25 protein-coding genes are annotated in these 26,355 nt (G+C 46.0%); 2 read left to right on the top strand and 23 right to left on the bottom strand.

Annotated features, from left to right (window positions below; genetic code table 11):
• The first annotated feature begins 15 nt into the window (after positions 1–15).
• The gene (locus tag V7R88_RS02820; protein ID WP_338816401.1) at positions 16–696 is read left to right on the top strand and encodes an EAL domain-containing protein; all 681 of its coding nucleotides are present in this window, start codon (positions 16–18) and stop codon (positions 694–696) included.
• 97 nt (positions 697–793) lie between these two features.
• On the opposite strand, the gene galU is transcribed toward V7R88_RS02820, so the two are convergent.
• The 20 genes from galU to V7R88_RS02720 form a co-directional block, all read right to left on the bottom strand.
• A complete protein-coding gene (gene galU, locus V7R88_RS02815; RefSeq protein WP_003641010.1) occupies positions 794–1,714 on the bottom strand; it encodes a UTP--glucose-1-phosphate uridylyltransferase GalU in 921 nt (306 codons plus the stop codon).
• A 43-nt stretch (positions 1,715–1,757) separates the two neighbouring features.
• Positions 1,758–2,774, bottom strand: coding sequence for an NAD(P)H-dependent glycerol-3-phosphate dehydrogenase (locus V7R88_RS02810; RefSeq protein ID WP_063724043.1), 1,017 nt, complete (start codon positions 2,772–2,774; stop codon positions 1,758–1,760).
• 17 nt (positions 2,775–2,791) lie between these two features.
• Complete coding sequence (lgt, locus tag V7R88_RS02805; protein WP_063724042.1) at positions 2,792–3,640, bottom strand: prolipoprotein diacylglyceryl transferase; 849 nt, start codon at positions 3,638–3,640, stop codon at positions 2,792–2,794.
• A gap of 18 nt (positions 3,641–3,658) precedes the next feature.
• Entirely contained in the window at positions 3,659–4,606 is a 948-nt protein-coding gene (gene hprK, locus V7R88_RS02800) for an HPr(Ser) kinase/phosphatase (protein WP_003643956.1), read from the bottom strand.
• A gap of 145 nt (positions 4,607–4,751) precedes the next feature.
• A complete protein-coding gene (locus V7R88_RS02795; protein ID WP_054399084.1) occupies positions 4,752–5,117 on the bottom strand; it encodes a phage holin family protein in 366 nt (121 codons plus the stop codon).
• A gap of 21 nt (positions 5,118–5,138) precedes the next feature.
• Positions 5,139–5,450, bottom strand: coding sequence for a PspC domain-containing protein (locus tag V7R88_RS02790; protein WP_003641005.1), 312 nt, complete (start codon positions 5,448–5,450; stop codon positions 5,139–5,141).
• A gap of 99 nt (positions 5,451–5,549) precedes the next feature.
• A complete protein-coding gene (gene phoU / locus V7R88_RS02785) occupies positions 5,550–6,224 on the bottom strand; it encodes a phosphate signaling complex protein PhoU (RefSeq protein WP_003641004.1) in 675 nt (224 codons plus the stop codon).
• 11 nt (positions 6,225–6,235) lie between these two features.
• The gene (gene pstB, locus V7R88_RS02780; protein ID WP_054399086.1) at positions 6,236–6,991 is read right to left on the bottom strand and encodes a phosphate ABC transporter ATP-binding protein PstB; all 756 of its coding nucleotides are present in this window, start codon (positions 6,989–6,991) and stop codon (positions 6,236–6,238) included.
• Between the two features lie 11 nt (positions 6,992–7,002).
• Positions 7,003–7,812 (bottom strand): phosphate ABC transporter ATP-binding protein PstB, encoded by an 810-nt coding sequence (gene pstB, locus V7R88_RS02775; protein ID WP_063724040.1) that lies wholly within the window; start codon positions 7,810–7,812, stop codon positions 7,003–7,005.
• 14 nt (positions 7,813–7,826) lie between these two features.
• Entirely contained in the window at positions 7,827–8,711 is an 885-nt protein-coding gene (gene pstA / locus V7R88_RS02770; protein WP_003641001.1) for a phosphate ABC transporter permease PstA, read from the bottom strand.
• Positions 8,701–9,630, bottom strand: coding sequence for a phosphate ABC transporter permease subunit PstC (gene pstC, locus V7R88_RS02765; protein WP_054399090.1), 930 nt, complete (start codon positions 9,628–9,630; stop codon positions 8,701–8,703). Before pstC ends, pstA begins: the two co-directional genes overlap by 11 nt.
• 10 nt (positions 9,631–9,640) lie before the next feature.
• Complete coding sequence (locus tag V7R88_RS02760) at positions 9,641–10,516, bottom strand: phosphate ABC transporter substrate-binding protein PstS family protein (protein ID WP_054399092.1); 876 nt, start codon at positions 10,514–10,516, stop codon at positions 9,641–9,643.
• Between the two features lie 289 nt (positions 10,517–10,805).
• Positions 10,806–12,200: a two-component system histidine kinase PnpS gene (pnpS, locus tag V7R88_RS02755; RefSeq protein WP_338816595.1), complete on the bottom strand. Its 1,395-nt coding sequence runs from the start codon at positions 12,198–12,200 to the stop codon at positions 10,806–10,808.
• Complete coding sequence (locus V7R88_RS02750) at positions 12,193–12,921, bottom strand: response regulator transcription factor (RefSeq protein ID WP_338816398.1); 729 nt, start codon at positions 12,919–12,921, stop codon at positions 12,193–12,195. Before V7R88_RS02750 ends, pnpS begins: the two co-directional genes overlap by 8 nt.
• On the bottom strand, positions 12,921–14,096 hold the full coding sequence (locus tag V7R88_RS02745) for a PDZ domain-containing protein (RefSeq protein ID WP_054399094.1): 1,176 nt from the start codon (positions 14,094–14,096) through the stop codon (positions 12,921–12,923). Before V7R88_RS02745 ends, V7R88_RS02750 begins: the two co-directional genes overlap by 1 nt.
• A 183-nt stretch (positions 14,097–14,279) precedes the next feature.
• A protein-coding gene (gene prfB / locus V7R88_RS02740) for a peptide chain release factor 2 (protein WP_338816397.1) occupies positions 14,280–15,396 on the bottom strand; the annotation gives its coding sequence in 2 pieces (ribosomal slippage) (positions 14,280–15,323 and positions 15,325–15,396; 1,116 coding nt in all).
• A 105-nt stretch (positions 15,397–15,501) separates the two neighbouring features.
• A complete protein-coding gene (gene secA, locus V7R88_RS02735) occupies positions 15,502–17,865 on the bottom strand; it encodes a preprotein translocase subunit SecA (RefSeq protein ID WP_003643952.1) in 2,364 nt (787 codons plus the stop codon).
• A gap of 391 nt (positions 17,866–18,256) precedes the next feature.
• Positions 18,257–18,823 carry a ribosome hibernation-promoting factor, HPF/YfiA family gene (gene hpf, locus V7R88_RS02730; RefSeq protein WP_003637821.1) on the bottom strand — a complete coding sequence of 189 codons (567 nt, stop codon included), beginning with the start codon at positions 18,821–18,823 and terminating at the stop codon, positions 18,257–18,259.
• Between the two features lie 133 nt (positions 18,824–18,956).
• Positions 18,957–19,631: a ComF family protein gene (locus V7R88_RS02725; protein ID WP_054399098.1), complete on the bottom strand. Its 675-nt coding sequence runs from the start codon at positions 19,629–19,631 to the stop codon at positions 18,957–18,959.
• On the bottom strand, positions 19,591–20,943 hold the full coding sequence (locus V7R88_RS02720) for a DEAD/DEAH box helicase (protein WP_338816594.1): 1,353 nt from the start codon (positions 20,941–20,943) through the stop codon (positions 19,591–19,593). The genes V7R88_RS02725 and V7R88_RS02720 overlap by 41 nt, the downstream gene beginning before the upstream one ends.
• Before the next feature lie 66 nt (positions 20,944–21,009).
• On the opposite strand from V7R88_RS02720, the gene V7R88_RS02715 reads away from it, so the two are divergent.
• On the top strand, positions 21,010–21,657 hold the full coding sequence (locus V7R88_RS02715) for a YigZ family protein (protein WP_054399102.1): 648 nt from the start codon (positions 21,010–21,012) through the stop codon (positions 21,655–21,657).
• Between the two features lie 217 nt (positions 21,658–21,874).
• On the opposite strand, the gene V7R88_RS02710 is transcribed toward V7R88_RS02715, so the two are convergent.
• The 3 genes from V7R88_RS02710 to V7R88_RS02700 all read right to left on the bottom strand — a co-directional run bounded on the left by V7R88_RS02710 (position 21,875) and on the right by V7R88_RS02700 (position 26,249).
• Positions 21,875–22,777 carry a phosphate ABC transporter substrate-binding protein gene (locus tag V7R88_RS02710; protein WP_054399105.1) on the bottom strand — a complete coding sequence of 301 codons (903 nt, stop codon included), beginning with the start codon at positions 22,775–22,777 and terminating at the stop codon, positions 21,875–21,877.
• Positions 22,778–23,101: 324 nt separating this feature from the next.
• Complete coding sequence (locus V7R88_RS02705) at positions 23,102–24,199, bottom strand: MraY family glycosyltransferase (protein WP_338816396.1); 1,098 nt, start codon at positions 24,197–24,199, stop codon at positions 23,102–23,104.
• 214 nt (positions 24,200–24,413) lie between these two features.
• Positions 24,414–26,249, bottom strand: coding sequence for an APC family permease (locus V7R88_RS02700; protein WP_054396878.1), 1,836 nt, complete (start codon positions 26,247–26,249; stop codon positions 24,414–24,416).
• Positions 26,250–26,355 lie beyond the last annotated feature (106 nt).

Below are 26,355 nucleotides of genomic sequence, written 5' to 3'. Positions count from 1 at the left end.
CTAAGGAGTCCACTTATGTACCGCTATTTTATTCAGCCCCAGTTAGATAAATTTAATAATTCACTGATTGGTTACGAGATGCTGATTCGCTATCGTGAGACTGATCAGGACCGGTGGACCTTACCAGAAAGCTTCGATAATATTCCGATCGATGTACAAGTCAGCTTACTAAAGGCTACGGCTAGTGAGCTTGCATTAAAAATCGGGTCAGTATCAATTAACTTTAATCGCAAGCAATTTCTAAATGATGATATTGCTGCCGCAGTCATTGATGCTCAGAAAAAACTATTCCCGGTTCATGTTATCGTCGAAGTCACAGAAGAACCCGGTGAAGATACGTTTACACTGGCGGCGATGCAACAACAAATTGATAAGTACAAGGCTAACGGCCTACAATTTAGCATTGATGACGTTGGCACGGGAATCAACGTTTACGACCACATTAAACCGTTACTCGAATCGGCCGAAGAAATCAAATTCGCCATGCAAAACTTTCGGGCCGAAGATCGTGAAAACGAGATTCCCATTCAATTAAAATTCTGGCGCGACATTGCGGTACAACACGATATTCGGTTGATTCTAGAATGTGTTGAAAACGATGCCGAAGATCAAATGGCGAATGACTTAAATATTTCACTACGCCAAGGTTATTATTATGGCAAGCCCCATTTATTCAAATTAAAAGCCGACCACTAGATGCCAGCTTAATTAGTGAATCGCAATTATTCAGCAGTTAACTAAAAACAACCGTGAAATCTATTAAGATTTCACGGTTGTTTTGATTAATCAAGTATTATTTAGTTGGTTTCTTCGTTGTTTTAGGAGCGGCGCTATCTTCTTTAGATAACTTAGCACCAAGATCCTTGATGTAAGTCCGCAAGTCAGCCTTAACATCCGGATGAGTTAACCCGTATTCGATCGTCGTCTTCAAGTAGCCAAACTTGTAGCCAACATCGTGCCGAGTCCCCTTAAATTCATGGGCAAAGACCCGCTGAGTCTTGTTCAACGTATCAATGGCATCCGTCAATTGAATTTCGTCACCCTTACCAGGTTTTTGGTTTTCAAGAACATCAAAAATTTCTGGTGTTAATAAGTAACGACCAATGATAGCAAGATCACTAGGCGCATCTTCAGGTGATGGCTTTTCAACAAAGTTATTAACGTTGTATAGGCCCGGTTCCTTTTCGCTTTCAGGATTGATGACCCCATACTTAGAAACTTCCTCATGAGGAACCTTCATAACAGCTAACGTTGACGCATGTGTCTTGTCATAGCTATTCATTAACTGTTTGGTTAACGGTACTTTGTCTTCCATTAAATCATCACCAAGCATGACGACGAAAGGTTCGTCACCAACGAAAGCTTTAGCCGTTAAAACGGCATCGCCCAAACCACGTGGGTGTGATTGCCGGATAAAGTACAAGTTAATGTCCGTCGTTTCTTGAACCAGCTTGAGCATTTCTTCCTTGTGCTTAGCCCGTAAGTTATCCTCTAATTCTGGGTTAGAATCATAGTAATCTTCAATACTACGCTTGCTCTTACCCGTGACGATAACAATGTCTTCGATCCCCGATTTACGAGCTTCGTCAACAATGAACTGAATCGTTGGCTTATCAACGATTGGTAACATTTCTTTAGGCATCGCCTTAGTAGCAGGTAAAAAACGTGTTCCTAATCCGGCCGCTGGGATAACGGCTTTTCTAACTTTTGACATGTGATAAATCCTCCTAAAAATAGTGAAATTAGTTTGGAAATTCCTACTGAATCTCAGGTTTCCCCTCGCGCTGCATCAATTGCGGAATGACTTCCTTAATGTCGGCACTCTTATATAATACATCATAAATCGCTTCAGTGATGGGCATTTCGATATTTTGTTGCTGAGCCAGCTCGTAAGCAGCTTTAGTGGACGGAATACCTTCAATAACCATGCCCATGGTATCAATCACCGTCTTGAGGTCTTGACCAGCACCTAACTCGTTACCAGCGCGCCAGTTACGCGAATGAACACTAGTTGCCGTAACGATTAAATCACCAACACCGGATAGGCCGATGAACGTCAACGGTTCCGCGCCCAACGCGACGCCGAGCCGGCTAATTTCAGCTAAGCCCCGCGTCATTAAGGCGGCTTTGGCATCATCACCATAACCCAGGCCGTGAAGTGCACCGGCACCCAGAGCAATGATATTCTTGAGCGCCGCACCTAGTTCGACACCCACCACGTCGGTATTCGTGTAAATGCGGAAATAATCATTCATGAAGAGTTGCTGTACTAACTCAGCCGCAGATTCATTGGCGCTAGCCGCCGTAATCAACGTAATATCGTGACGGGCCACTTCTTCAGCATGACTAGGACCTGATAAGACAACGATTGCTTGCCGTAATTCGGCGGGAATTTCTTCTGCCAAAACTTGCGATAGCCGCTTGTGGGTCTCTTGCTCGAGCCCCTTGCTGGCATGCACGATAATCGGCTGCTGATGCGTCTTAGCAAGCACGGCGGTCACTTGTTGAGCGACCTCGCGAATTGCTTTGGTTGGTACGACAAACAAGATTACATCTGCGCCATCGATTGCCTGTGCTAAATCGGAATAGGCAGTTAACGTTTCTGAATATTTAAAATCAGGAACGTATCGCTCATTCGTGTGTTGTTCATTTAATTCCGTAACTTGGGCCGGTGAATACGACCAAAGTCGCACTGAGTGGCCATTTTCATCCAACAGATTTGCCAGGATACTACCCCATGAGCCAGCACCTAAAACGGCAATTTTTTTCCTCATTCAAATAACCCTCTAATCTACTTGTTTTCTGCGACAGCTTTTTGACCAGAACCCGCTAAATACCAGCGATTATTCGGATTGTGATACCGTCGCCAGATCATTAACCCAATGCTACCAAAGAACAGTACCACTGACAACGCTTGTGAGATCCGAATAACGTTGAATAGCATGAGCGAGTCAGTCCGCATCCCTTCCGTAAAGAAGCGACCAAAGGCGTACCAGGCAACATAGGTCAAGAAGACATCACCCTGCTTATACCAATGTGTGCGGTGACGGGTGACCATCAGTAAAACGAATCCTAGTAAGTCCCACACCGACTCATACAGGAACGTGGGCTGCCGATACGCACCCCGAATATACATTTGGTTGATCAGCCAATCAGGTAAGTGCAGCCCTTGTAAGAAACTCAGACTAGTCACTCGACCAAAAGCCTCTTGGTTCATAAAGTTACCCCAACGACCAATTCCTTGGCCCATAATCACTGTTGGTGCGGCAATGTCCAGCATTAGCCAAGTTGGGATAAAGCGTGACCGGCAGAATAAAATGACCACAATTCCGGCCCCAATCAGCCCCCCATAGATGGCAATCCCACCATCCCAAATACGGATGATCTCACCAGGGTTCTGACGATAATAGGACCACTGAAAGATCACATAGTAAGTTCGCGCCGCAATTAAAGTAAACGGTAGTGCCCATAAAATCATATCGTAAATGTCATCGGGCCGAACACCCCGTCGCTGACCTTCACGTACTGCTAACGCAACTGCAATGACGACGGCACTAGCAATAATGACGCCGTACCAATGGACCTGGATAGGTCCTAACCGCAGTGCAATTGGGTTAAGTGCCCCTAAAACGGTATTCACGCTACTGCCATCTCCTTATTACTTGTGAGAATCATGCACGGAATTCGTTTTGATTAACTTGTTCAAGTTATCATCAAAGACCTTAGTCGCGTCGTAGCCCATACTCTCGGCCCGGAAGTTCATGGCCGCAGCTTCAATAATGATTGCTAGGTTACGTCCAGTCTTAACTGGAATCGAGATTTCAGGAACTTCAACATCAAAGAATTTCCGGTTCTGTTCTCCATTTCCTAGTCTATCAAATTGCTTATCAGGCGTCCAATTCTCAAGGTGGACAATCAGGTCAATGTCGGTATCTTGACGAACAGCCCCAGCACCGAAGAGGTTCATCACATCAATAATCCCGATTCCCCGAATCTCCAATAAGTGATTCAGGATTGCGGGGGCTTCACCGACAAGCGTTTGTTCATCCTGTTGATAAACATCGACCCGGTCATCAGCAATCAAACGATGCCCCCGTTTGACTAATTCCAGGGCCGTTTCACTCTTCCCAACACCGGAATCACCAGTAATCAGCACACCTAATCCATAGATGTCAACTAATACCCCGTGGACAGATTGTCGTTCAGCTAATTTACCTTCCAAGTAATTCGTCATATTACTTAGAATCCGTGATGATGTCATTTTCGTTCCTAAAATCGGTACGCCATTTTCTTCACCGGCTTGCACTAACTCTTCCGGAACGGGTAGCCCCGTTGAAATAACGAATGCTGGTGTGGTCAACTGGCACATCTTACGAAAAATCATCAGTCGCTCATCGTGGCTCATGTTTTTCGAATAAGCGGTTTCAGTTTTACCTAGTAATTGTACTCGTTCGCGAGGATAGTAGTTGAAGTAACCGGTCAACGCCAGCCCCGGACGCGAAATATCGCTCGTTGTAATGTCTTTTTTCTCTAATAAGTCTGCGCCATGGTACACATCCAGGCGCGTATTTTTCACCAAATCGGCAACGGTTACACTTCCTGCCAAGAGAATCCCTCCTAATTATTCCACTAATAAAAAAGTGTGGCCCGCGTTGTCCAGTCGCGCCATTACGCTACCCTTTCAAGCGGCCACACTTTTATGACTGAAAACGGATTATTCCTATCTTCTAATCTTAGCACTTTAAAGCGCTTTATTCACCATCAACGCCGTCTTTCGCGAAAAAGTTGGAGACGATCACGTTAGCAATTGACATGAGGATTGAGACAACCATCGCCATACCAAAACTCGAAAAGCCGAAATTCCCCTTACCAACGACGTAGGATGTCATTTGAAGCATAAAGCCGTTAATGACAATACTGAATAACCCCAGTGTTAATAACGTAATCGGTAACGACAATAGTAGCAAAAATGGCTTGATGGCGGCATTCAAAATTGCAAGCACGAAGCTAGCAATTAAAGCCATCCACACACTCGCAACGTGAAAGCTGCTCTGAAAGAAGCCGGCAATCGCAATAAATAAGATCGTATTGATTAAAATTCGTTTCCAAAAGCCCACTGTATAATCACTCCATTAATCTTAGTGACGCGGATCATCCTCTTCATGAACGTTATGAATCTCTTTGCGTCCATGGGCTTGCGGTTTAGCCTGAGTACCAGTACTTTGCCGCATCTGTTCGAAGAAACCCGTATTGTCTGGTTTACTTGGGATAATTGTCATTAATACTAAGTATACCAAAACACCAAAGCCATGGGTAACCAAGGTTAAAATAACGTAGAGTACTCGTAGAATCGTTGCATTCCAGTTTAAGTATTCGGCAATGCCCCCGAGAACACCGGCGAAAACACGATTATTAGATTTAGTTAACTTTTGTTTTGTATTTGATTTCATCGTTAGACGCTCCTTATCAGTTTATCTAACCATATCTTACTAATTGTAAAAGCCGGTTGCAAACTAGACGACCGGCTTTAAGCAATTATTTATGATTAGTTACACTAAATTGGAACTTTCTGGATTCAATTCGATAATCTCACCAGTATTCAAGTACACGATCCATTCCCCAATATTCGTCACTAACGCCCCGATGCGCATCAAGTACGTTGCGACATTCAGGTAGTCCGTGGAACCGATGACCGTCTCAGGGTGGCGCTCCATCTTGGAGATGCCCTTCTCATTAATACGATCATACATCTCGCCGACTTTCGCGTCTTTGGCTGCGACACGGCGTGCTTCCTGATCATCACTTTTGACGTAAGCGGCCAGCATTTCTTCGACCATCTTCCGCACGCGATTCCCCATTTCCGATAAGGCTGCCTCAATTTCGGGAACGCGGACATTGCCTTTGACCCGAATCGTCGCGTGGGCAATGTTACGAGCATAATCGGCCATCCGTTCCAACTCCGAGACGGCTTTCAAAATGGTGACAATTTCACGCAAATCAGAAGTGACGGGTTGGTATAACGCAATCATCTCAAATGATTTCTGTTCTAGTTCGACTTCCCGTTGGTTGATTTTGGCATCATTATCAATGATTTCCTGTGCAAGATCGCGGTCGTGGTCAATAAACGCTTTGACTGCCTTTTCAATCGTCTCGCTGACCATCATTCCCATTTCAGTGAAGTTAGCATCAATATCGTTTAGTTCATCATCAAAAAGTCGTCGCATGTTTTTTCCTCCTAACCAAATCGTCCTGAAATATAGTCATTGGTTTCCTGTTTAACCGGATTCATGAAAATCTGCTTCGTGTCGTTGACCTCAATTAATTCACCATTCAGGAAAAACGCCGTGCGATCAGAAATTCGTGACGCCTGTTGCATGTTATGCGTAACAGTTATGATAGTGTAATCTTGGCGCAAATTCAATAGGGTTTCTTCAATCATCCGACTTGAAATTGGGTCGAGGGCACTCGTGGCCTCGTCTAAAAGGATAATATCAGGTTCAACAGCGAGGACCCGTGCGATACAAACCCGTTGTTGTTGCCCACCAGACAATGATAACGCATTGGCATGCAACCGATCCTTGACTTCATCCCAAATCGCAGCCTGCTTCAAACTTTTTTCCACCGCTGCATCTAAGCGCTCTTTATCGTGGACCCCGGCCAAACGCAGCCCGTAGATGACATTCTCATAAATTGAGAACGGAAAGGGGTTCGGTTGTTGAAACACCATGCCGATTTCTTTTCGCAATTGGACGGTATCAGTCGTCGGTGCATAAATGTTGTCCCCGTTGAAGTTTACCTCACCCGTGATCGTTACATTGGGAATCAGATCGTTCATCCGGTTCAAGCAACGTAAAAAGGTGGATTTGCCACAGCCAGAGGGCCCAATCAAAGCCGTGATGCCTTTATCATCAAAATCAATGTTAATTCCTTTGAGGGCCTCTTTTTTACCATAAAACAATGATAAATTCTCAGTTGTTAAAATTGTACTCATAAACGGTCCTCCTATCCAAAGTTTCCGGAAATGTAGTCATTCGTCAGATCAACCTGAGGATTGGTAAAAATCTCACCGGTCTCTGAGTATTCTAGGACTTTGCCAAGGTTAAAGAACGCGGTATAGTCGCTAATTCGCGATGCTTGTTGCATATTATGCGTCACAATAATGATGGTGTAATTCTGCTTTAGTTCTAACAAGGTATCTTCAATTTGACTTGTCGATACTGGATCCAACGCACTCGCTGGTTCATCGAGCAGTAAAATATCTGGCTTGATTGCAATTGCCCGAGCAATACAGAGTCGCTGTTGCTGCCCACCAGATAGAGCTAACGCACTTTTATTCAAGTCATCTTTAACTTGATCCCACATCGCCGCTTGTCGTAAAGACCGTTCCACAATTTCATCCAAGTCTTGTTTCTTGTTCATTCCGCGCTGGCGGAGTGCAAAAGCAATATTCTCATAAATTGATTTTGCAAATGGATTAGGGCGTTGAAACACCATACCAATGTGCCGGCGCATCTCATAGACATCAATATCATTACTGTTAATATCTAAGCCGCGATACATGATCTTACCCTTAACCGTTGCAATCCGGTCATTCATTCGGTTTAGCGAGCGCAAGTAGGTTGACTTTCCGGAACCGGACGGGCCAATCAACGCACTAATCTTATAACGTTCAAACTGTAAGTCACCCTCTGAAATAGCCTCCGATTTACCATAGAAGACGTGTAAATCCTCGGTTGAAAGCGCAATTTCATGGTCTTTAGGATCAAACGTCATGATGTTACGTTGTGTTGTCGTCATTGTGTTATCTGCCATCAAAACGGCCTCCTCTATTCAGCGGTTAAGTGTTTGTACAAGCGTTTGCCAAGCCAACGAGCTAAGAAGTTAAAGAGCAATACCGCAATAATTAATACGGCTGAAGCCCCCGCCGAAACGGCTTTGGCGTCCGGCATGATTCCTTCTGAGTTGATCTTCCAAATATGAACGGCCAACGTTTCGGCCGGACGTAGTGGACTGAGTGGACTACTGATATCAAACGGATTCCAGTTACCAAAGTCCAAGGCGGGGGCACTTTGCCCCGCGGTATAGATTAAAGCTGCGGCTTCACCGAAGATGCGCCCGGCACTCAAGACGACCCCCGTTAAAATGCTTGGTAAGGCGGCGGGAACTACGATCTTCGTCACCGTCTCCCACCGTGATAAGCCTAACGCGTAGCCGGCCTCCCGTTGATTATCTGAGATATTGGCGAGTGCTTCTTCAATACTCCGAGTTAGAATCGGTAAGTTAAAGACAGTCAGTGCAAATGCCCCCGAAAGAATTGAGAAGCCTAACTTGAACTGCACAACAAAGAACAAGTATCCGAACAGCCCAACAACTACGGATGGTAACGAACTCAGAATTTCAATGGTCGTCCGGATGAGGCCGGTCACCGTATTTTGTGGCGCGTATTCATTCAGATAGATCCCCGCACCCAGTGAAATCGGTAATGAAATCAATAACGCTAAAAATAGTAAGTAGAAGGAGTTGAACAACTGAATGCCAATCCCACCACCCGCTTCAAAAGCCAGGGCTGGTGACGTTAAAAAATGCCACGAAATTTTGGGTACCCCTTGGATCAGGATGTATCCCAGGAGGGCAACTAAGATGATGACCACAAAGGCTGCGACGCCATACAGCACGCCAGTGGCAATTTTATCGATGCGTTTAGCGTTCATGGTTTAATTTCCCCTTTCGACCAATGTAGCGAATGACTAAGTTAAAGACTAAGGACATCAATAACAGGATCATGGCTAATGACCATAATGCATTATTTTGTAATGACCCCATGACAGTGTTCCCGATTCCCATCGTCAAAATACTTGTCAAAGTAGCGGCTGGTGAAACGAGGTTATGCGGCAACAACGTCGCGTTCCCAATCACCATTTGCACCGCGAGGGCTTCCCCAAAGGCACGAGCCATTCCAAACACGACGGCGGTCAGCATACCAGGAATGGCCGCACGCAGGACGACTTTATAAATTGTTTGCCAGCGCGTCGCCCCTAGTGCTAGCGATGCTTCCCGGTAATAACGGGGTACCGAATTCAGCGCATCCGCCGTCATTGACGTTACGGTCGGTAGAATCATGACAAAGAGGACAAAAGTCCCGGAAAGAATCCCATAACCACTACCCCCGAATGTATTACGAACAAACGGTACGACAACTTGTAGCCCAATAAACCCATACACAACGGACGGGATACCAACTAATAACTCCGTAACTGGCCGAAGAATCTTAGCACCCCGGCGAGGTGAAATTTCGGTCATAAAAACCGCCGTCCCGATTGCAAACGGTGTGGCGATCAAGGCAGAAAGAATCGTAATCAGAAATGACCCAACAATCATCGGTAAAGCCCCCACAGCGGGTTGCCCATTCGTTCCGACTGTTCCAGGATTCCACTGCGTCCCACTCAGGAATTGCCACAGATTAATATGATTTTGAAAGAAGGTTGCCAACCCCCGTGATGCGACAAAGTAGAAAATCAAAAAGACGATACCGACAATTAGCGCTAGACACACTAGGCTAATGGTCTTACCTCGTCGTTCAATTTTACTAGCGACTGATTTTTTTAATAAGCTTTCTCGAATTTTATCCATGCGCTCTCCCTCATTTCATAACTGAAACTTTGCCGGCCGCATTCCGCTGTACTTGCATGTCATGGACCGAAATATAACCTAACTGCTTGACTAATTTTTGCTGAACAGCGGTTGATAAAATGTAATCAATAAATTTTTTAGTTAGCTGATTGGGGTGCTTCCCCGTATATAAATGTTCGTAAGACCAGATGTACCAGCGATTATTCTGGACATTTTTTTCGGTTGGCCGGACACTATCAACATTAACCGTTTGGACTGATTTGTCTAAGTAAGAAAAGGCCACATAGCTAATTGCACCAGGGGTACTAGCAACAATCGACCGGGCTAATCCCGAAGAATCTTGTTCTTGAGAATCAACACTCTGATTACCCTTTAAGGCGTATCGTTCAAATGTTTTACGCGTCCCGGAACCTTGCGCACGGTTAATTAACGTAATCGGTAAATTACGTCCGCCAACTTCACGCCAATTGGTGACCTTGCCCGTAAAAATCTGAATCAATTGTTGCTGTGTTAAATTGGTGATACCTGCTTTTTTATTAACGATGGGGGCAATGCCAACGACGGCTACCCGGTGATCGATTAACTTGCTCGCCGTAATGCCTGACTGTTCCTCGGCAAAAATATCAGAATTACCGATTGCCACGGCTCCCGCCTGTATTTGACTAAGGCCCGTTCCAGAGCCACCACCCTGTACATTGATGAATACACCGGTATGGTTACTGCTGTATTGTTCACCGGCTGCTTCAACCAGTGGCTGTAAGGCCGTGGATCCAACCGCGGTAATTGATTCACTGGCACTAGTGCGGTCACGATGTGTGTACCCCAACCCCACTAGTCCAATAATCGCAATCAACACGATTAATTGGATGACCCGACTTTTTTTCATAACTATATACCTCCTACCCATTGCTCATATTCAATAATACAAAGTTTGTGTAAATGCTTTATATGAGTTTTGTAAAGATTGTGTAAACGTCGATATATTTTTAATTATTAACGGCTTTCAGCCCTCAATATGAAAGGACAATTAGAAAAGTGCACAAAAAAACGATTTTCAAGGTTTACATTAACCTTAAAAATCGTTATCAATTAGTATTATTTAATCACGGCGTATCCACTACTTAGCTGATGTCACGCGCTGACTTAGTCGCACACTGTCGCTGACATCCTTCGCACTACTTCGTGGACCCACTCGCAACTAGTGGCAAGGTGACCGTCATGGTTGTTCCCACGCCCCGTTGACTGACAACGTCGATCGTGCCATGCATCGCGTTGACCAATTCCTGGACAATCGCTAATCCGAGCCCCGTGCCACTCACGAGTTGCTGGGAACGCGACGGGCTCGCACGATAGAAACGTTCGAAAATGCGCTGTTGATCATCAGCACTGATGCCAATCCCCGTATCTTTGACGATTAATGACCACGTTTGCTGGCCGACCATCGTGGCAATCGTAACGCTACCATGCGGTCGGTTATACTTAATCGCATTCGTTAACAAGTTTTTGATGATTTGACTCAGTTTCTGTGAATCGCTTGTTATCGTTAGGTCAGCATCGACTTGATTATTGATCGTTAAATGCTGGCGTTCGATTGCCTGTTGAACCACGGCCAGCTCCTGTTCAATCAACGGTCGAACGGCCAACGGGACTACGGTCAACATCGTCGTGTTCTGGGCACGAATCCGTGACAGTGATAGGACATCTTGAATAAGGTCGATTAACCGCTGACTCTCATCCGCAATGATATGCAAGAATTGGTCAAGTGTCGCCGGATCATCCTTGGCGCCACCTAACAGCGTTTCGGTGAACCCCGAAATCGCCGTAATCGGTGTTTTTAACTCGTGGCTGGCGTTGCTGACAAAGTCGTCCTGCATTTGTTCAATCATATAAACTTCGGTAATATCGTACAACATCAAGACAATTTGAAATTGTGACCGATTGCCTTGAATATAAACAGTCGACGCCTCAACTACCTGCGTGTTAGGTGCCGGTGTCAGGGTGATCGTTGCCCGTTGATTTTTGCCACTAGCAATCGTATCCTCAATCAACTTGGTCAATGCATACAACTGAATATCCTTAGTATAAATGTGAGCCACCGTATTAACTGAGACTTGTAATAATTCACTCATCGCTGGATTAGATAACTGTACCTGGCGCCGGTGATCAATGACCATCACGCCCACGGGCAGGTACCGCATAATCATCATTAACTCTTTTTCTTGCAGTTCCGCGCGACGCGTCTGATTTTTCTGGTAACTCTCTAACTGATTGACTGCTTGCGCCAAGCTATAGAGGGGGTCCGATTGTGGTAACAAGATATGTGGTGGAAATTGCTGACTACTCATCTGCCGAAGTTTCGCTTCCATGCGGTCAATGGTGCGCTGACGTTCACTTTGTTGCCGCCAAGCAATCAAGCCCTCAATCACGGCTAGAACTAACCACGCGCCAACTAAACAGCCGACTAAGTGCCAGGACCACTTAATCGGCGAAAAATGCTGCAACACGATCAGGACTAGTAATACATTTTCCATGAGTAACAGCCGTGTCGTCTGTTGCCAGCGATTATGCATGGTCGTCACCAACGAATTCATAACCAAAGCCCCGGACCGTCCTGATCAACCGCGGTTGCTTAGGATCCACTTCAATCTTTTCTCGTAAATGCGAGATGTGAATATCGACGATTCGCGTCTCACTAGCATAGTCGTAGCCCCAGACATGATTCAAGATTGCATCCCGACTGAGGACCCGGCCTTCTCGTTCCACAAAATAGACGAGCAATTCAAATTCCTTTGGTGTCAAACTGATATTTTGCCCGTTCCGCGCGACTCTGTATTTGTCTTGATCGATCTGTAAATCCCCAACCAGCATTACCGAACGATTGGTAGCTGGCATCGGTGTCGGTGGCGTGACGGGCTCGTCCGGCGTCGTCCGCCGAATAACAGCTTTGATCCGAGCGAGCACTTCGCGGGGTGAAAACGGCTTAGTGATGTAGTCGTCCGCACCTAATTCCAAACCGAACACTTTATCAAACTCATCATTTTTAGCCGTCACAATAATAATGGGCGTCTGAATCTTTTCTTGCCGTAACTTTTTAGTAACTTCCATCCCATCAAGTTTCGGCAACATCAAATCTAATAATATGCACGTGAATGATTGGGCTAGGCCTAATGACAACGCGTCCGCACCATCCGTCGCCGTCACAACTTCGTACCCCGCCTGCTTCAAGTTATATGATAATAACGTGACGATAGCTGGTTCGTCGTCTACCACTAAAATCTTATCCATGGTCATTAATCCTCCTGATCAGTGAATAACACAATTCCTAACTCGTGTGGGGCGCCATTATAGATCGCCGTTTCGGTAATAATCAATTCCTGTTGCCGATTACGCACTTTGAGATGAACATACGTCGGACTTTTCAGTAGGGCCGTGTAAAATTCGGCTTCCGTATTAACTGGTTGCCGGTTACATTCCAAAATAATATCTCCTAAATCGATATTTAGTTTGTCCGCTGGCGTGTGTGGTCGTAGCCCGATCACCCGCACACCTTGTTCAGTATCAGAATATCGAAACTGTTGGTGTCGATCATGATAACGATGCTGTGCTAAGATTCCCCAAGTTAGCACAACGATTAGTCCCATCAGCGTTAGTAACCACTGCGGGCTGAGCACCGCAAAACGGGCAATGATTGCAACCACAACACTTGCGCACGCGACCCAACCATAGCGGACCGCTAACTGCCGCCACGCAACTTGCGGTAACTGCTTATAAACGCGAACACTCGTCCCAACTAATAAAGGTAACAACAAGATACTGAAGGACCGTTCACCGACCATAAACACGGGCCACCAGCTGATAGTTGCGTGTAACCAATCGCCGGGAACCAGTATTCCAACTGGTAAGACTAACAATTGTTGCCACTGGTAACGAACAAGCCGCTTTCCACGTTGGTCGGGCTGTAACTGCGGTGAGCGACCTTCATGCACATGGCGTCGCAACAAGATCGCCGTGGCCGCCAACACGATAGCTAGTAGCAATAGTCCGTTCACCACTAAGTTGCCACTCATACTAGTCGTGGCAATCCCGTGCCGCTGTAAAACGCCCCCAACCGTGGTTAATTCTGGGCTCATGACCCAATAGAGCAACCAGCTGAGACCAAAAGCAGTCACTGGGATCAGTGCACCGGGAATGATAATCAAGCTTATGGCCGCCACGATTTCGTATATCACCACCCAGATGGGGGCCACGACTAATCCCAACGCCAAACTAATGACTGTCATTAGAACTCCCAACAAACAGCCATCCACTAAAAAGTGGCGGACTTCAACTAATTGTGGGTTGATTGCACTCTGAAAATGCTGCCGTTCATTCTTTACCCGCCGTTTAGCGGTTAAATAGCTACGCAGCAATCCTAACCAAAGTAGCGGTTGTAAAAAAAACAATTCAAAAATCTTTAATACCTGCATGTGCGTGACCCCTAACGTTAAACTCTGAAGTTAGTATAGCATTTTTGCCCAAGGAGACCAACGCCGTTTCAATTCCGTCAGTCCTGCTATTACCGCTTTAATATCTCTATATTATAAGACTAGTAGCCAAAAAAATACTAAGACGACCTGCGCAATGATAGGTCACCTTAGTATTTGTGCAATCTATTGCGGATTACGTTGGGCTAATTTCCATTGTAAGTAAGCATCCATAAACGGATCGAGGTCACCATCCATGACCGCCTGCCCATCATGTGATTCATAATTAGTCCGGTGATCCTTGACCATCGTATACGGATGAAAAACGTAGGAGCGAATTTGTGAGCCCCACCCAATGTCCATCTGCTCACCTTGGATGGCCGCCCGTTCCTTAGCCTTCTTCTCTTCTTCACGCTCGTACAACTTCGCTCGCAACATGTTCAATGCTGTTTGGCGGTTCTGTAATTGTGACCGTTGCGCTTGACTGGCAACGACGATTCCCGTTGGCACGTGGGTAATCCGAACCGCTGAAGAAGTCTTGTTGACATGTTGTCCACCGGCCCCACTGGCTCGATAAACGTCGATTTTCAAATCTTCAGGTCGAATATCAACATCCACGGTATCATCTAACTCAGGCATCACATCAACACTCGCAAAAGATGTGTGGCGCCGACCAGCCGCATCAAACGGCGAGATGCGGACAAGGCGGTGAACACCTTTTTCTGACCGCAAATAACCGTAAGCATTGTGGCCGCTAATTAATAAGGTCACACTCTTAATGCCCGCCTCATCACCAGCTTGGTAGTCCACCGTTTCGACCTTGAAATCGTGGCTTGCAGCCCAGCGCGTGTACATTCTTAGCAGCATCGCACCCCAATCTTGGGATTCAGTTCCACCAGCTCCGGGATGGATTTCTAAAATAGCGTTGTTGCGGTCGTACGGACCGTCCAAAAGTAAGTTGAGCCGGTACTGTTGTAAATCATGTTCAGCATGCTGAAAGTCCGTTTCAAATTCAGCCTGCATCTCAGCATCCGGTTCCTCACTCAGTAACTCATAAGCGACTGCCAAGTCACCGACTTCATCAGCTAATTGCTTAAACGTATCATACTTTCCTTTCAACACGTTATTCTCATCGATAACTTTCTGGGCGGCAGCCTGGTCGTCCCAAAAACCGGGTTCGGCCATTCGAGCTTCATTCTCTTGAATGCTTTCGTTCAAAGCATCTAAGTCAAAGCGACCCCCTAAAGTCGTCAACAGCACTTTGCATTTCTTCAATCAGGTGTTTATATTCACTTAATTCCACAAAGAATCCTTCTTTCAACTTATTTATTAATTATTTAATATCAAATTTAACCGTAAAACGAGCCCAAGACCTTAGTCTCAGACTCGCTAGCACTAACGTTAAGTTTTAACGCTGAATATTTTGGCGAATTTCAGACTTCATGAAGAGCCGCGTCGTATCATAATCAATGTCCGCGACCATTTCTTCAAACATCTGGTAACCGTCTCGTTGATATTCAACTAACGGATTCAACTGACCATAGCCCCGTAAACCGATCGATTGCCGGAGTTGATCCATCGCATCAATGTGATCCGTCCAATGAGAATCGACCACTCGCAGAATAACGACTTTTTCAAATTCTAGCATCTGACCCGCATCGTAAAGCTGTTTAGCCTTGTCCGCATAAATCTTATCAACCCGGTCCATCAAGTAAGCTTCAACCTCGGCTGGCGACTTACCTTTCAAGTCAGCCACACTAATTGAATCTTCTTTCACCATCGCAGCCTGGGCAAAGTCAACAACTGCATCTAAGTCCCAGTCCTTGGCATCGCCTTGCATGTGTAACTGAACCGTCCGTTCAACGGTCCGCTTGATCATTGGCATAATGACAGGCTTCAAAGATTTTTCTTCCATAATAACTTGTTGCCGCTCGCCGTAAATCACTTCACGTTGCGCCCGCATCACATCATCATATTGTAAAACGTTCTTCCGGGAATCATAGTTGTTCCCTTCAACCCGTTTTTGAGCGGACTCAACCTGTCGAGTAATCATCCGTGATTGAATGACCGCATCATCGTCTTCAACGTTCATCCGTTGCAAGAAGTTCTTGATCCGTTCTGAACCGAACCGGAGCATCAAGTCATCTTCAAGTGAGAGGTAAAATTGTGACATACCAGGGTCACCTTGACGACCGGCACGGCCCCGCAATTGGTTATCGATCCGCCGAGATTCATGACGTTCAGTCCCAATAACAGCGAGTCCCCCGACTTCTTTAACACCAGGTCCCAACTTGATATCGGTCCCCCGGCCAGCCATGTTGGTGGCAATGGTAACCGCACCACGTTGACCGGCGTTTGCAACAATGTCAGCTTCCTTCGCATGGTTCTTGGCGTTCAAGACCACGTGCGGAATGTTTTCCTCATCCAAACGATGCGACAAATATTCTGACGTTTCCACGGCAACGGTCCCAATTAACATTGGTTGGCCCTTTTCGTGGAGTTGTTTAATTTCTTTAACGACCGCGTTAAATTTACTTTGTAAGGTTGGATAAAGTAAATCTGAACGGTCATCACGAATCATCGGGCGGTTAGTTGGAATCGTAATAACTTCCATGTTATAGATTTCGCGGAATTCTTCTTGTTCCGTCTTGGCCGTCCCGGTCATCCCAGATAGCTTTTTGTACATCCGGAATAAGTTTTGGTACGTGATGTTCGCCATCGTCTTGGTTTCTTCTTGAATCTCAACGTGTTCCTTAGCTTCGATCGCTTGATGTAACCCATCTGAGAACCGCCGACCATCCATGATCCGCCCCGTAAAGGAATCAACAATCAAGGCTTGACCGTCTGAAATCACGTAGTCTTTATCCTTCAACATGATGTAGTTCGCACGCAAAGCTTCATCCAAGTAATGGTTCAACGCCGTATTATCAGTATCGTAAAGGTTTTCCAAGCCAAAGTATTTTTCAGCCTTCCGGATCCCTTCGTCTAATAATGCGACCGTCTTAGATTCCAAGTCGACCTTGTAATCTTCATCCTTCGTCAACGTCTTCGCAAAGCGGTCAGCCCGCTTATACATGCCCGTTGTACCTTCTGATTGACCAGAAATGATCAATGGTGTCCGAGCCTCATCAATCAGGATCGAGTCAACTTCATCAATGATGGCAAAATTCAGTGGTCGTTGCACCATGTCTTCACGGTAGACCACCATGTTATCACGTAAGTAATCGAACCCAATTTCACCGTTCGTCGAATAAGTAATATCGGCGTTATAAGCGGCCCGTTTTTCTTCAGGCGACTTTTCAGCCCCGTTGATGCCGACGCTCATTCCTAACCAGTTATAGAGTTCACCCATTTCAGTCGCATCACGCGCTGATAAGTATTCATTAACTGTGACAACGTGGACACCCTTACCAGAGATAGCATTCAGATAAACTGGCATAGTGGCCGTTAAGGTCTTCCCTTCACCAGTCTTCATTTCGGCAATATCACCTTGATGCAGAACGATCCCACCGAGGATTTGAACGTGGAATGGGTATAAACCAAGTACCCGCTTCGCACCTTCACGAGCCGTTGCAAATGCTTCGGGCAACAAATCGTCTAGTGATTCGCCCTCCTTGTACCGTTCACGAAATTCTGGGGTCTTCGCTTGCAAGTCAGCATCACTTAACTTGCCGTATTCGTCAGCATAAGCTTCAACTTTATTAGCAATCTTATCCAGACGCCGAATAGTCCGCTTGTCGCTTTCAACCCAGCGTTTTAAAATGTTGGCCATTTACGTATCCTCTCCAAATAATTAATCTTAATTTTAATTTCAATTGTCCATTTCAAAATAAAATACCATCTGTCATTTTACCATTATTTACTAGCAATGAAAACCACAGGCCCCTATGTAACCGATACCGTCGGCCGTTTTATTTACAACCTTAACTGAATGTTAGTGTTTACCAACACCTGGACAATCGCTGACCCATGTTCTTTAATTCAACAAATTCCGACTGTAACATCGGCTCGTTGCTCAGACCTGTTTGATGACACGCTCACTTGCGACCCACTGAGCGCGGTCACCTTAACCGATTAGTCCACCCGACTATGACAGAATACGTTTCGAGCTAAAAATAAAGAACTGGTCAGCTGACCAGTTCTCATTAAATGACTTGTTAAAATTAGTGATTGTCGTCGGTTTCAATCAAACCATAACGACCATCGTTACGCCGATAGACGATGTTAATTGCGTCCGTTTCCGCGTCTTCATAGATAAAGAAGTCATGGCCGAGCATATCCATTTGCAGAATCGCTTCTTCATTATCCATTGGCTTTAAAGCCACTCGCTTCGTGCGTACAACGTCTAACTTATCGTCCTGATCATTGTCGGCAGCGGCAACTGTTTCATCAGTCGCTGCAAAATCAATCGCTTTATAACCCTTCTCACGGGATTTGCGGTTAACTTTAGTTTTATACTTGCGAATTTGGCGTTCCAACTTGTCGGTAACCAAATCAACACTAGCATACATATCAGGAGAAGTTTCTTCTGCCCGGAGAACTAAATAGGGAAGTGGAATGGTGACTTCGACTTTAGCCGTCTTGTCTGGGTGAACTTTTAAGTTGACATGGGCAATTGAGTCAACATTATTGTCAAAGTACTTCTGTAACTTACCCACCCGTTTTTGAACGTAGTCCCGAATTGCTTGGGTCACTTCGATATTTTCACCGCGAATATTAAAATTTAGCATAGATCTTCTCTCCCTTCACACACATTGCTGTGTACCCAAAGTAATTAAAGGACCACTCTTTAATTACTTTGCTTAATTTCATTATAATAGAAAGCGCTATAATAAACAATCCAAATGCCACTTTCCCTTGAAATTAACGGGCTAGGGTTAGCCCCGTCACGCTCTTGGCACCGTTTTCCAAAAGCAACGCTGCCGCGTGGCGCATCGTTGCCCCCGTGGTATAGATATCATCTACCAATAATAGATGCTTGCCGGCTACGATCGCGTTAGGCGCCAATCTGAATGGTTGCGGCGTTTTTAGCCGTGCTTGCCGGTCCTTCTTGGATTGGGGCACCGACTTTGCGGTTGCCTGAGTCACTAACCCCGGCATGGGGGCCACGGCTAACCAGCCAGTGACCTGATTAAAGCCCCGCGTCTGCATCGTTGTCGGCGTAACGGGCACCACCACATAGGCCTCAGCGTGCCGTTGTCCCACCGCTGCCTGCATACTTGATGCAAAGACTTGGCGCAATTGGTAATCACCTTGAAATTTATAGCGCTGAAAATAATTGTGCATCGCCTCATTATATTCAAAGAGCGCTTCATTGTGAAAGGCGCCTATTTCAGGCCAACGCTGACAATCAGAACACGGTTGTGACCGTTCTTGCGCGCGTCCACAACTCGCACACGCCGTTGCCCGCTTGATCGGCACAAATTGCCGCCAACAGGTCGAGCAGACGGCTGGTCGCATAACCGGTTGCCAACTAAGAATCCAAGGCAAGGTGAACTTAGTCGTGATGGTGCTGTGGCACATTAGGCATGCTGGCACGTAATTGTCGCCCCTTTCGATTGATCGCCCGAATCTGGCGCTGAGCACGTTTGATATTGCGTCCGTGACTGTGACAAATAAACCAGACAAGACCATTCGGACGATCACTGCTGCGACCGACTCGCCCCGCAATCTGGACCAACGCCGCCGTCGAAAAGACCTCGTCGTCCGCACCAAGTACAATCACATCGATTCCCGGAAACGTCACCCCACGTTCCAAGATTGTCGTTGTTACTAAGTATTGAAACTGTTGATCTCGCATTTGTTGCACCTTCGTCAATCGCTCAGGATCGGCCGAATACACCGTTGCACCCGTCATATGGGGAAAATAGTGCTGGAGCGCTGCCCGCACTGGTGCCAAGTGCTGGATTCGCGGGACGAATAGTAAAAAGCGTTGGTGCTGCTGTTGATACCGCTGCAGTTGCCGGAGCAAGCACCGTGGTAATTTTCCTTGCTGCAATAGTCGCGCCCACTTTGGCTGTAAATTGACCTTAATCGATGGTAATAAATGTTGATGGAAACGCAGTGGTAAATAACTGATGGCCAGCTCACCTCGACGAACTTGCGCCAACAAACTTTGGCTGGGCGTCGCGGTCAAATAAAGGACCGCACCGTCCACCTTGGCTGCCTGACGCACCGCAAATTCTAAGCGTGGATTAGCAGCAAACGGAAACGCATCAACTTCATCAATGATCAACACGTCAAACGCCCGCCGAAAACGTAGCAGTTGATGCGTCGTACAAATCGCCAGTTGCGTATACCGATAGCGTTCAGGGTTACGGCCATGTAGCACGGCAATCTGAGCATCGGCAAAGGCCGCTTGGAGCCGTGGTGCTAACTCTAAACAAACGTCGACTCGTGGTGAAGCAATCGCGACTCGCCATTTATGCGCTAACGCCCACGCAATCCCCGGAAACAGCATTTCGGTTTTTCCGGCTCCCGTCACCGCCCACAACAATTGCCGCTGGTGCGCCATAAAGTTAGCTTTGATTGATTGCGCACAGGCCGCTTGTTGAGGCGTTAGGGTCCCCTGCCACGTACAAGCCGGGACCGTTGCAAAAGCATTCGGTTCTGGCATATGATAGAGTTTAACTAACGTACTCACCCGACCTAAATTCAAACACTGGTAGCAGTAATACTGCTGATTGGGTAACTGCGCCCGCAATCGGTCCAAGTGACTGCCGCAACGCTGACAGATAATATGGTGTTCATCGACTTGCATTGCTGGTAGTATCTGCGTGCCAGTAGGCAATGCGGTGGCCTCGCTTGCAGATAATGCGAGTTGCCGACCGTATAAGCTTTGTGCATCCATCATGCGCACCTCCTTAGTTATCAAGTACGCCATTCAACGATTTATTCACGAAAGGAACCGATTAATTTGACAAAATCCTACTACACCATCACCCAGGATACAGTATTCGAACAAACGATCAAAAAGTCCCGATTCATCGCACACCTCTACCGCATCAATGACGAAGCAGACGCTCAAGCCAAGATTGCTGCTGTTCGAGCAGATAATCCTAAGGCCAACCACAACTGTTTCGCTTACATGCTTGGTGATGATGATCATATTCAACGAATGAGTGACGACGGTGAACCAGTCGGAACTGCGGGATCACCAATCTTAGAAGTGCTCAAAACCAACGAATTACACGATGTACTGGCGGTCGTGACCCGTTATTTTGGTGGTATCAAACTAGGCGCTGGTGGGCTCATCCGGGCATACAATGGCACCCCCGCGCAAGCAATCGAAGTCAGTGGTAAAGTGCAACGTGTCCTCCAAACCCGCATCGCCATCACGCTCGACTATCGCAACGTCGATGCTTTAAATTACTATTTAGAACAAAATAAACTGACGACCCTAAATACCGACTATGGGGTTCAAGTCACGCAAGTCATTGCCGTCACTCAGTCTGAAATTGCCACGGTTCAGCAGGCGATTACTGACCTTCTGAGCGGACAGGTAACTTTTTCGGAGCAAGGCGAACAATTTACAGAAATTCCAGTCAATGTGTCCGATAACTAGTTGCCACAGGTTAAGCAGATTACAATCAAACTGCTGACCTGCATTAATTGGCAGCCCACAAACTTTGATTTGCAATCAAAATAGAGCTACCCAGCTCGACTTCATACTGACACCTAACACTCGGGCCGATGGCTTGTTTTTCATCTTTATAATCAGTGCTGCACTTATCACAGCCCACCAAAAAAGTCGAGCTACCGCTCGACTTTTTGTCTGTTATTTATTTTAAATTAGTAATTGCACCAGATTGGCCACGATCAACCTTCATCGAAGTCAATGGAATGTACCCTAATTTTTCAACTAAGCTACCTTGAACGGCTTTAGAAGTCATGTAGGTTAAGAAGTTCTTCAACTCTCCAGTTGGTTGTCCCTTAGTATACATGTGTTCATAAGCCCAAATCTTCCACTTGTTCGTCGCCACGTTGGCTTCGGTTGGTTTGACGTTATCAATGGAAAGTGCTTGAACGTCGCTCTTAACGTATGAGAATGCTAAGTAGCTGATGGCACCAGGCGTGGTGCTAACGATCTTTTGAACCGTCCCATTCGAATCTTGTTCTTGGCTCGTTGCAACTTTCGCGTTGTCTAATCCCCATTTTTCAAACGTTGCCCGGGTCCCACTGCCTTGAGCACGGTTAACCACGGTAATCTTTTCATCCTTACCGCCAACATCTTTCCAGTTAGTGATCTTGCCTTGGAAAATCTTGATAAGTTGTTCTTTTGAAATATTAGTGACACCGGCATCCTTATTAATAACAGGTGCCATCCCCACAACGGCCACTTTATGGTCAACTAACCCTTTGGCGTCTAATCCTTTTTGTTCCTGTGCAAATAAATCAGAATTCCCAATATTGACTGAACCCTTCGCCACTTGACTCAAGCCGGCTCCAGACCCACCACCCTGAACGTTGATGGTCACGTTCGAATGTTCGTTCTGGTAAGCCTGTCCAGCCTGTTCCACTAATGGTTGTAAAGCGGTTGAACCAGTTGCAACGATCTTAGTAGTCTTAGAACTACCACTACTGCTACTAGTACTCTTCGTACTTGTGGCTGAGCTACTGCCGCAACCAGCTAGTAAAATGGTCATCGTTACTGCCAATGCGCCGAGTGTCAGTGCTTTTTTCATAATTGAAACTCCCCTTCTTCAATTGACTATCAAAATTAAGCAACCAACCCGGCAACCATCATAGCAAAACTGGGTAGGAGTGCTACGACTAGTGATGGAGCAACATCACCGTCCGACGGTTACACGTAATTGATTGCTTCGGAACATGCTTAATATTACTAATCGTTTGTAAATTGTGAATGACGATTGTGTAAATTGCTTGTATAGTTTTGGTAAAGTTAAGATTGATGAACCAACTGATGACCAACTAAAAACAGGCATCACCGCTAATCACACGGTAGATGCCTGTAACACTTTAATAATTTTCAATGATTTATTTGGTTTTTAATGATTACTCTTGGAGGTCAAACGCGCGACGGTCCGTTTGATCCAATCCAGTAGCGGTTGCCGATTGTCACCAGCTAATCCGATTGCTTCAACGAATAACTCTAGCCCAAATAATAAACCAATCGTCAATAACACAGAACCCCAAATAGATGAGATCGGATAGAGCAATGAAATAAATGAGAAAATAAGTGCAATCCCATAAATTACCATCACAGTCTGTCGATGGGTCAATCCTAGTTGCATCAAGCGGTGGTGCAGATGATGTTTGTCTGCTTGCGAGATGGGCTTTTTATTCAAAATCCGCCGAATCATCGCATACACCGTATCCGTAATTGGCACGCCCAGGATCATGACCGGGATACCCACTGAAATCAAGGTCACGTTTTTCAAACCAAACAGCGAGAATACGGCCGTCATAAAACCGATAAACAGCGACCCGGTATCACCGAGATAAATTCTAGCTGGAAAGAAATTATATGGTAGAAAACCAATCATTGCCGCAACCAAAGTAAAAATCAACAATGAAACGAACATATTGGCATTCAAGAAGAACAGCCCGATGATTCCCATGGTACTCAACGAAATAATCGAAACACCGGTCGCCAGTCCATCCAACCCATCAATTAAATTCACCGCGTTTGTGATGGCCAAGATCCACAGTAAGGTCACTGGCAAGCTCAACCACTGAAAGTGAATCAATCCCAGCAACGGGAACGTGAAGGTCGTCATTCGAATACCACCGATAAAGTAGACCTCTAAGGCAGCTAACGTAATTCCTAACATCTTCTGACGTGGTTTTAATTCATAAATATCATCGATAACGCCAGTCGCAATAATAATCAGCTCACCACCGAGTAGTGCGAAAAAAATGCGACTAGGAAACTGATGCATGAGATACAAGACAGTCGTTCCACCGGTGTAGGAAATAAAGATTGCCAAGCCACCCATTGTCGGCATCGGAATCTTATTGACCCGTCGTACATTTGGTTTATCCACGGCACCAATTTTAAATGCAAGTTTCCGCACAAACGGCGTCAAGATCGCAGAAAGTATCATGGTCGCCACTAGGCTTACTAGGATTTCAAATCTGATCATTTGTGCGTAACTCCCTTCTCACTCTATTACGATAATTATACAAATCCCAGTGACGCTTGACAACTTGCTTCACTAAAACTTAGTAAAGGCAACACAATTCGTTCACATTTGCGAGCCACTAAGCTGATTAAGTATCTAAATTATAACCTTAGTTACTCATATTTGACATAAAAATAAAAACCCGGTAGCTATACCGGGTTTCAATACTAAGTCACTATTCTTTTAAATGGTAATTATAAGTCGAAACAATAATATTTTCACGTGAATTTAATACCGCGCGTAATCGTAGACTCGTTTGATTATGCAAGATGTTCTGCCATGGCTTCTTCGGTACGAATTGTGGCACGAGCACGGTTGTCGAGAAGTTACGTTCCGCGGCACGCTTAGCAATCACATCACAGAATCGTAATGTCGGTGTCGCAATCGACCGATATGATGAATGAATATCCACGAAACGGACGTCTGGGAAGGTCTCTTTGAACTCGGCCGCCGTCTTATGTTCCTTTTCAGGATTTTCATCAAAGGAGACGTGCATCGCAATGACATAATCCCCGATGGACCGCGCGTAGTTGACTGCTTGAGCCGTGACCCGCGTCACATTCGAGACGAGGACGATCACCGTCGCACCGTCGTAATCATGAATCGCCGCTTTTTCCTTGGCGACCACCCGTAACTGGGCCGCAACCCGATTATAGTGCACGTGGATGCGGTAGAACATGTACAGTAAGAGTGGCATCACGATCAAGTATGGCCAAACATTGCCGAAATGTAGCAAGAATAGGAAAATCACTAGGAGAATTGAAATCAACGCCCCCAGTAAGTTTACCGCCGCCTTCATCCACCACCATTGGCCCCGTTCACGGAACCAGTGGATAATCATGCCGGATTGTGACAAGGTAAATGGCACGAAGACCCCCACCGCATACAGTGGAATCAAAAGTGTCGTCTTACCATGGAAGATAAAGATCAACGCAATTGCGCCGACCGCCAACGAGATAATCCCATTAGAGTAACCCAAACGGTCCCCACGGTCCATGTAAGCATGTGGTAGAAATTTATCCTTGGCTAAATTATACGCCAAGATTGGAAACGCTGAGAAACCGGTGTTGGCCGCAACGGCTAAAATTAATGCCGTTGCTAACTGTAACAAGTAGTAGAACAAGCCATGACCAAAGACCGCCGTAGCAATTTGTGACAAGACGGTGTTGTCTGCTTGTGGTTTAATGCCTAAGTAATAACTTAAGTAAGTAATCCCACCAAAGAAGACAGCCAAGACCAAGGACATGATTGCTAGCGTATTCGCCGCATTCTTGCGTTTCGGCCGCTTGAAGTTCGGTACCGCGTTACTGATGGCTTCCACCCCAGTCAGCGAGGACGAACCGGAAGAAAAGGCCCGTAAGAACAGCACCAGGGTCATCCCTTGAACGGGCGCCCCAACTGCTGCGGAGGCGTGGTAAGTTAAGTTACCACTCGCAATATTCATAACGCCCCACAGAATCATGCCGATAATCATAATAATGAAAAAATAAACGGGGAACGTTAAGAATGACGCTGATTCGCGCATTCCACGCAAATTTAACGCCATGATGGCGATGACAATCAGTACGGCAATCAATACTTGATAATTAGCTAGCGCCGGAATCGCCGACGTGATTGCTTCAGTACCAGAAGTGACGGAAACCGCTACGGTCAGCATGTAATCGACTAACAGTGAGCCCCCGGCAACTAATCCGGCTGGCCGCCCCCAGTTCGTACTTGCCACCACGTAGGCGCCACCGCCAGATGGATAAGCCCGAATAATTTGTCGGTACGACATCGTAATAGCAAACAACAGCACTAACACAAGCGCCGCCACGTACAATTGATACATCAACGCGGCCGCTGAAAGTGTAATCAAAACGGTCGTAATCTGTTCAGTACCGTAAGCCACCGATGATAGCGCATCTGACGATAGCAGCGCCAGTGCCTTGAACTTGGTGAGTGCTTGCCCACCCTCGTCCATGGTTTTTAACGGTTTCCCAATAACTAACCGCTTTAAATAACGCCACATGATAATAACTCCTTTATTCCAAAATAATTATCCCAAAGTAAACTGAGTCAAAGTAGATTCTACTACTTTACCCTGCCAAATACTACCAGTTAAATGTCGGGTGCTT

It is taken from the genome of Lactiplantibacillus argentoratensis, from assembly GCF_037290055.1.
In the GTDB taxonomy this organism is placed as follows: domain Bacteria; phylum Bacillota; class Bacilli; order Lactobacillales; family Lactobacillaceae; genus Lactiplantibacillus; species Lactiplantibacillus plantarum.
This window is presented reverse-complemented; position numbering and strand designations above follow the sequence as displayed.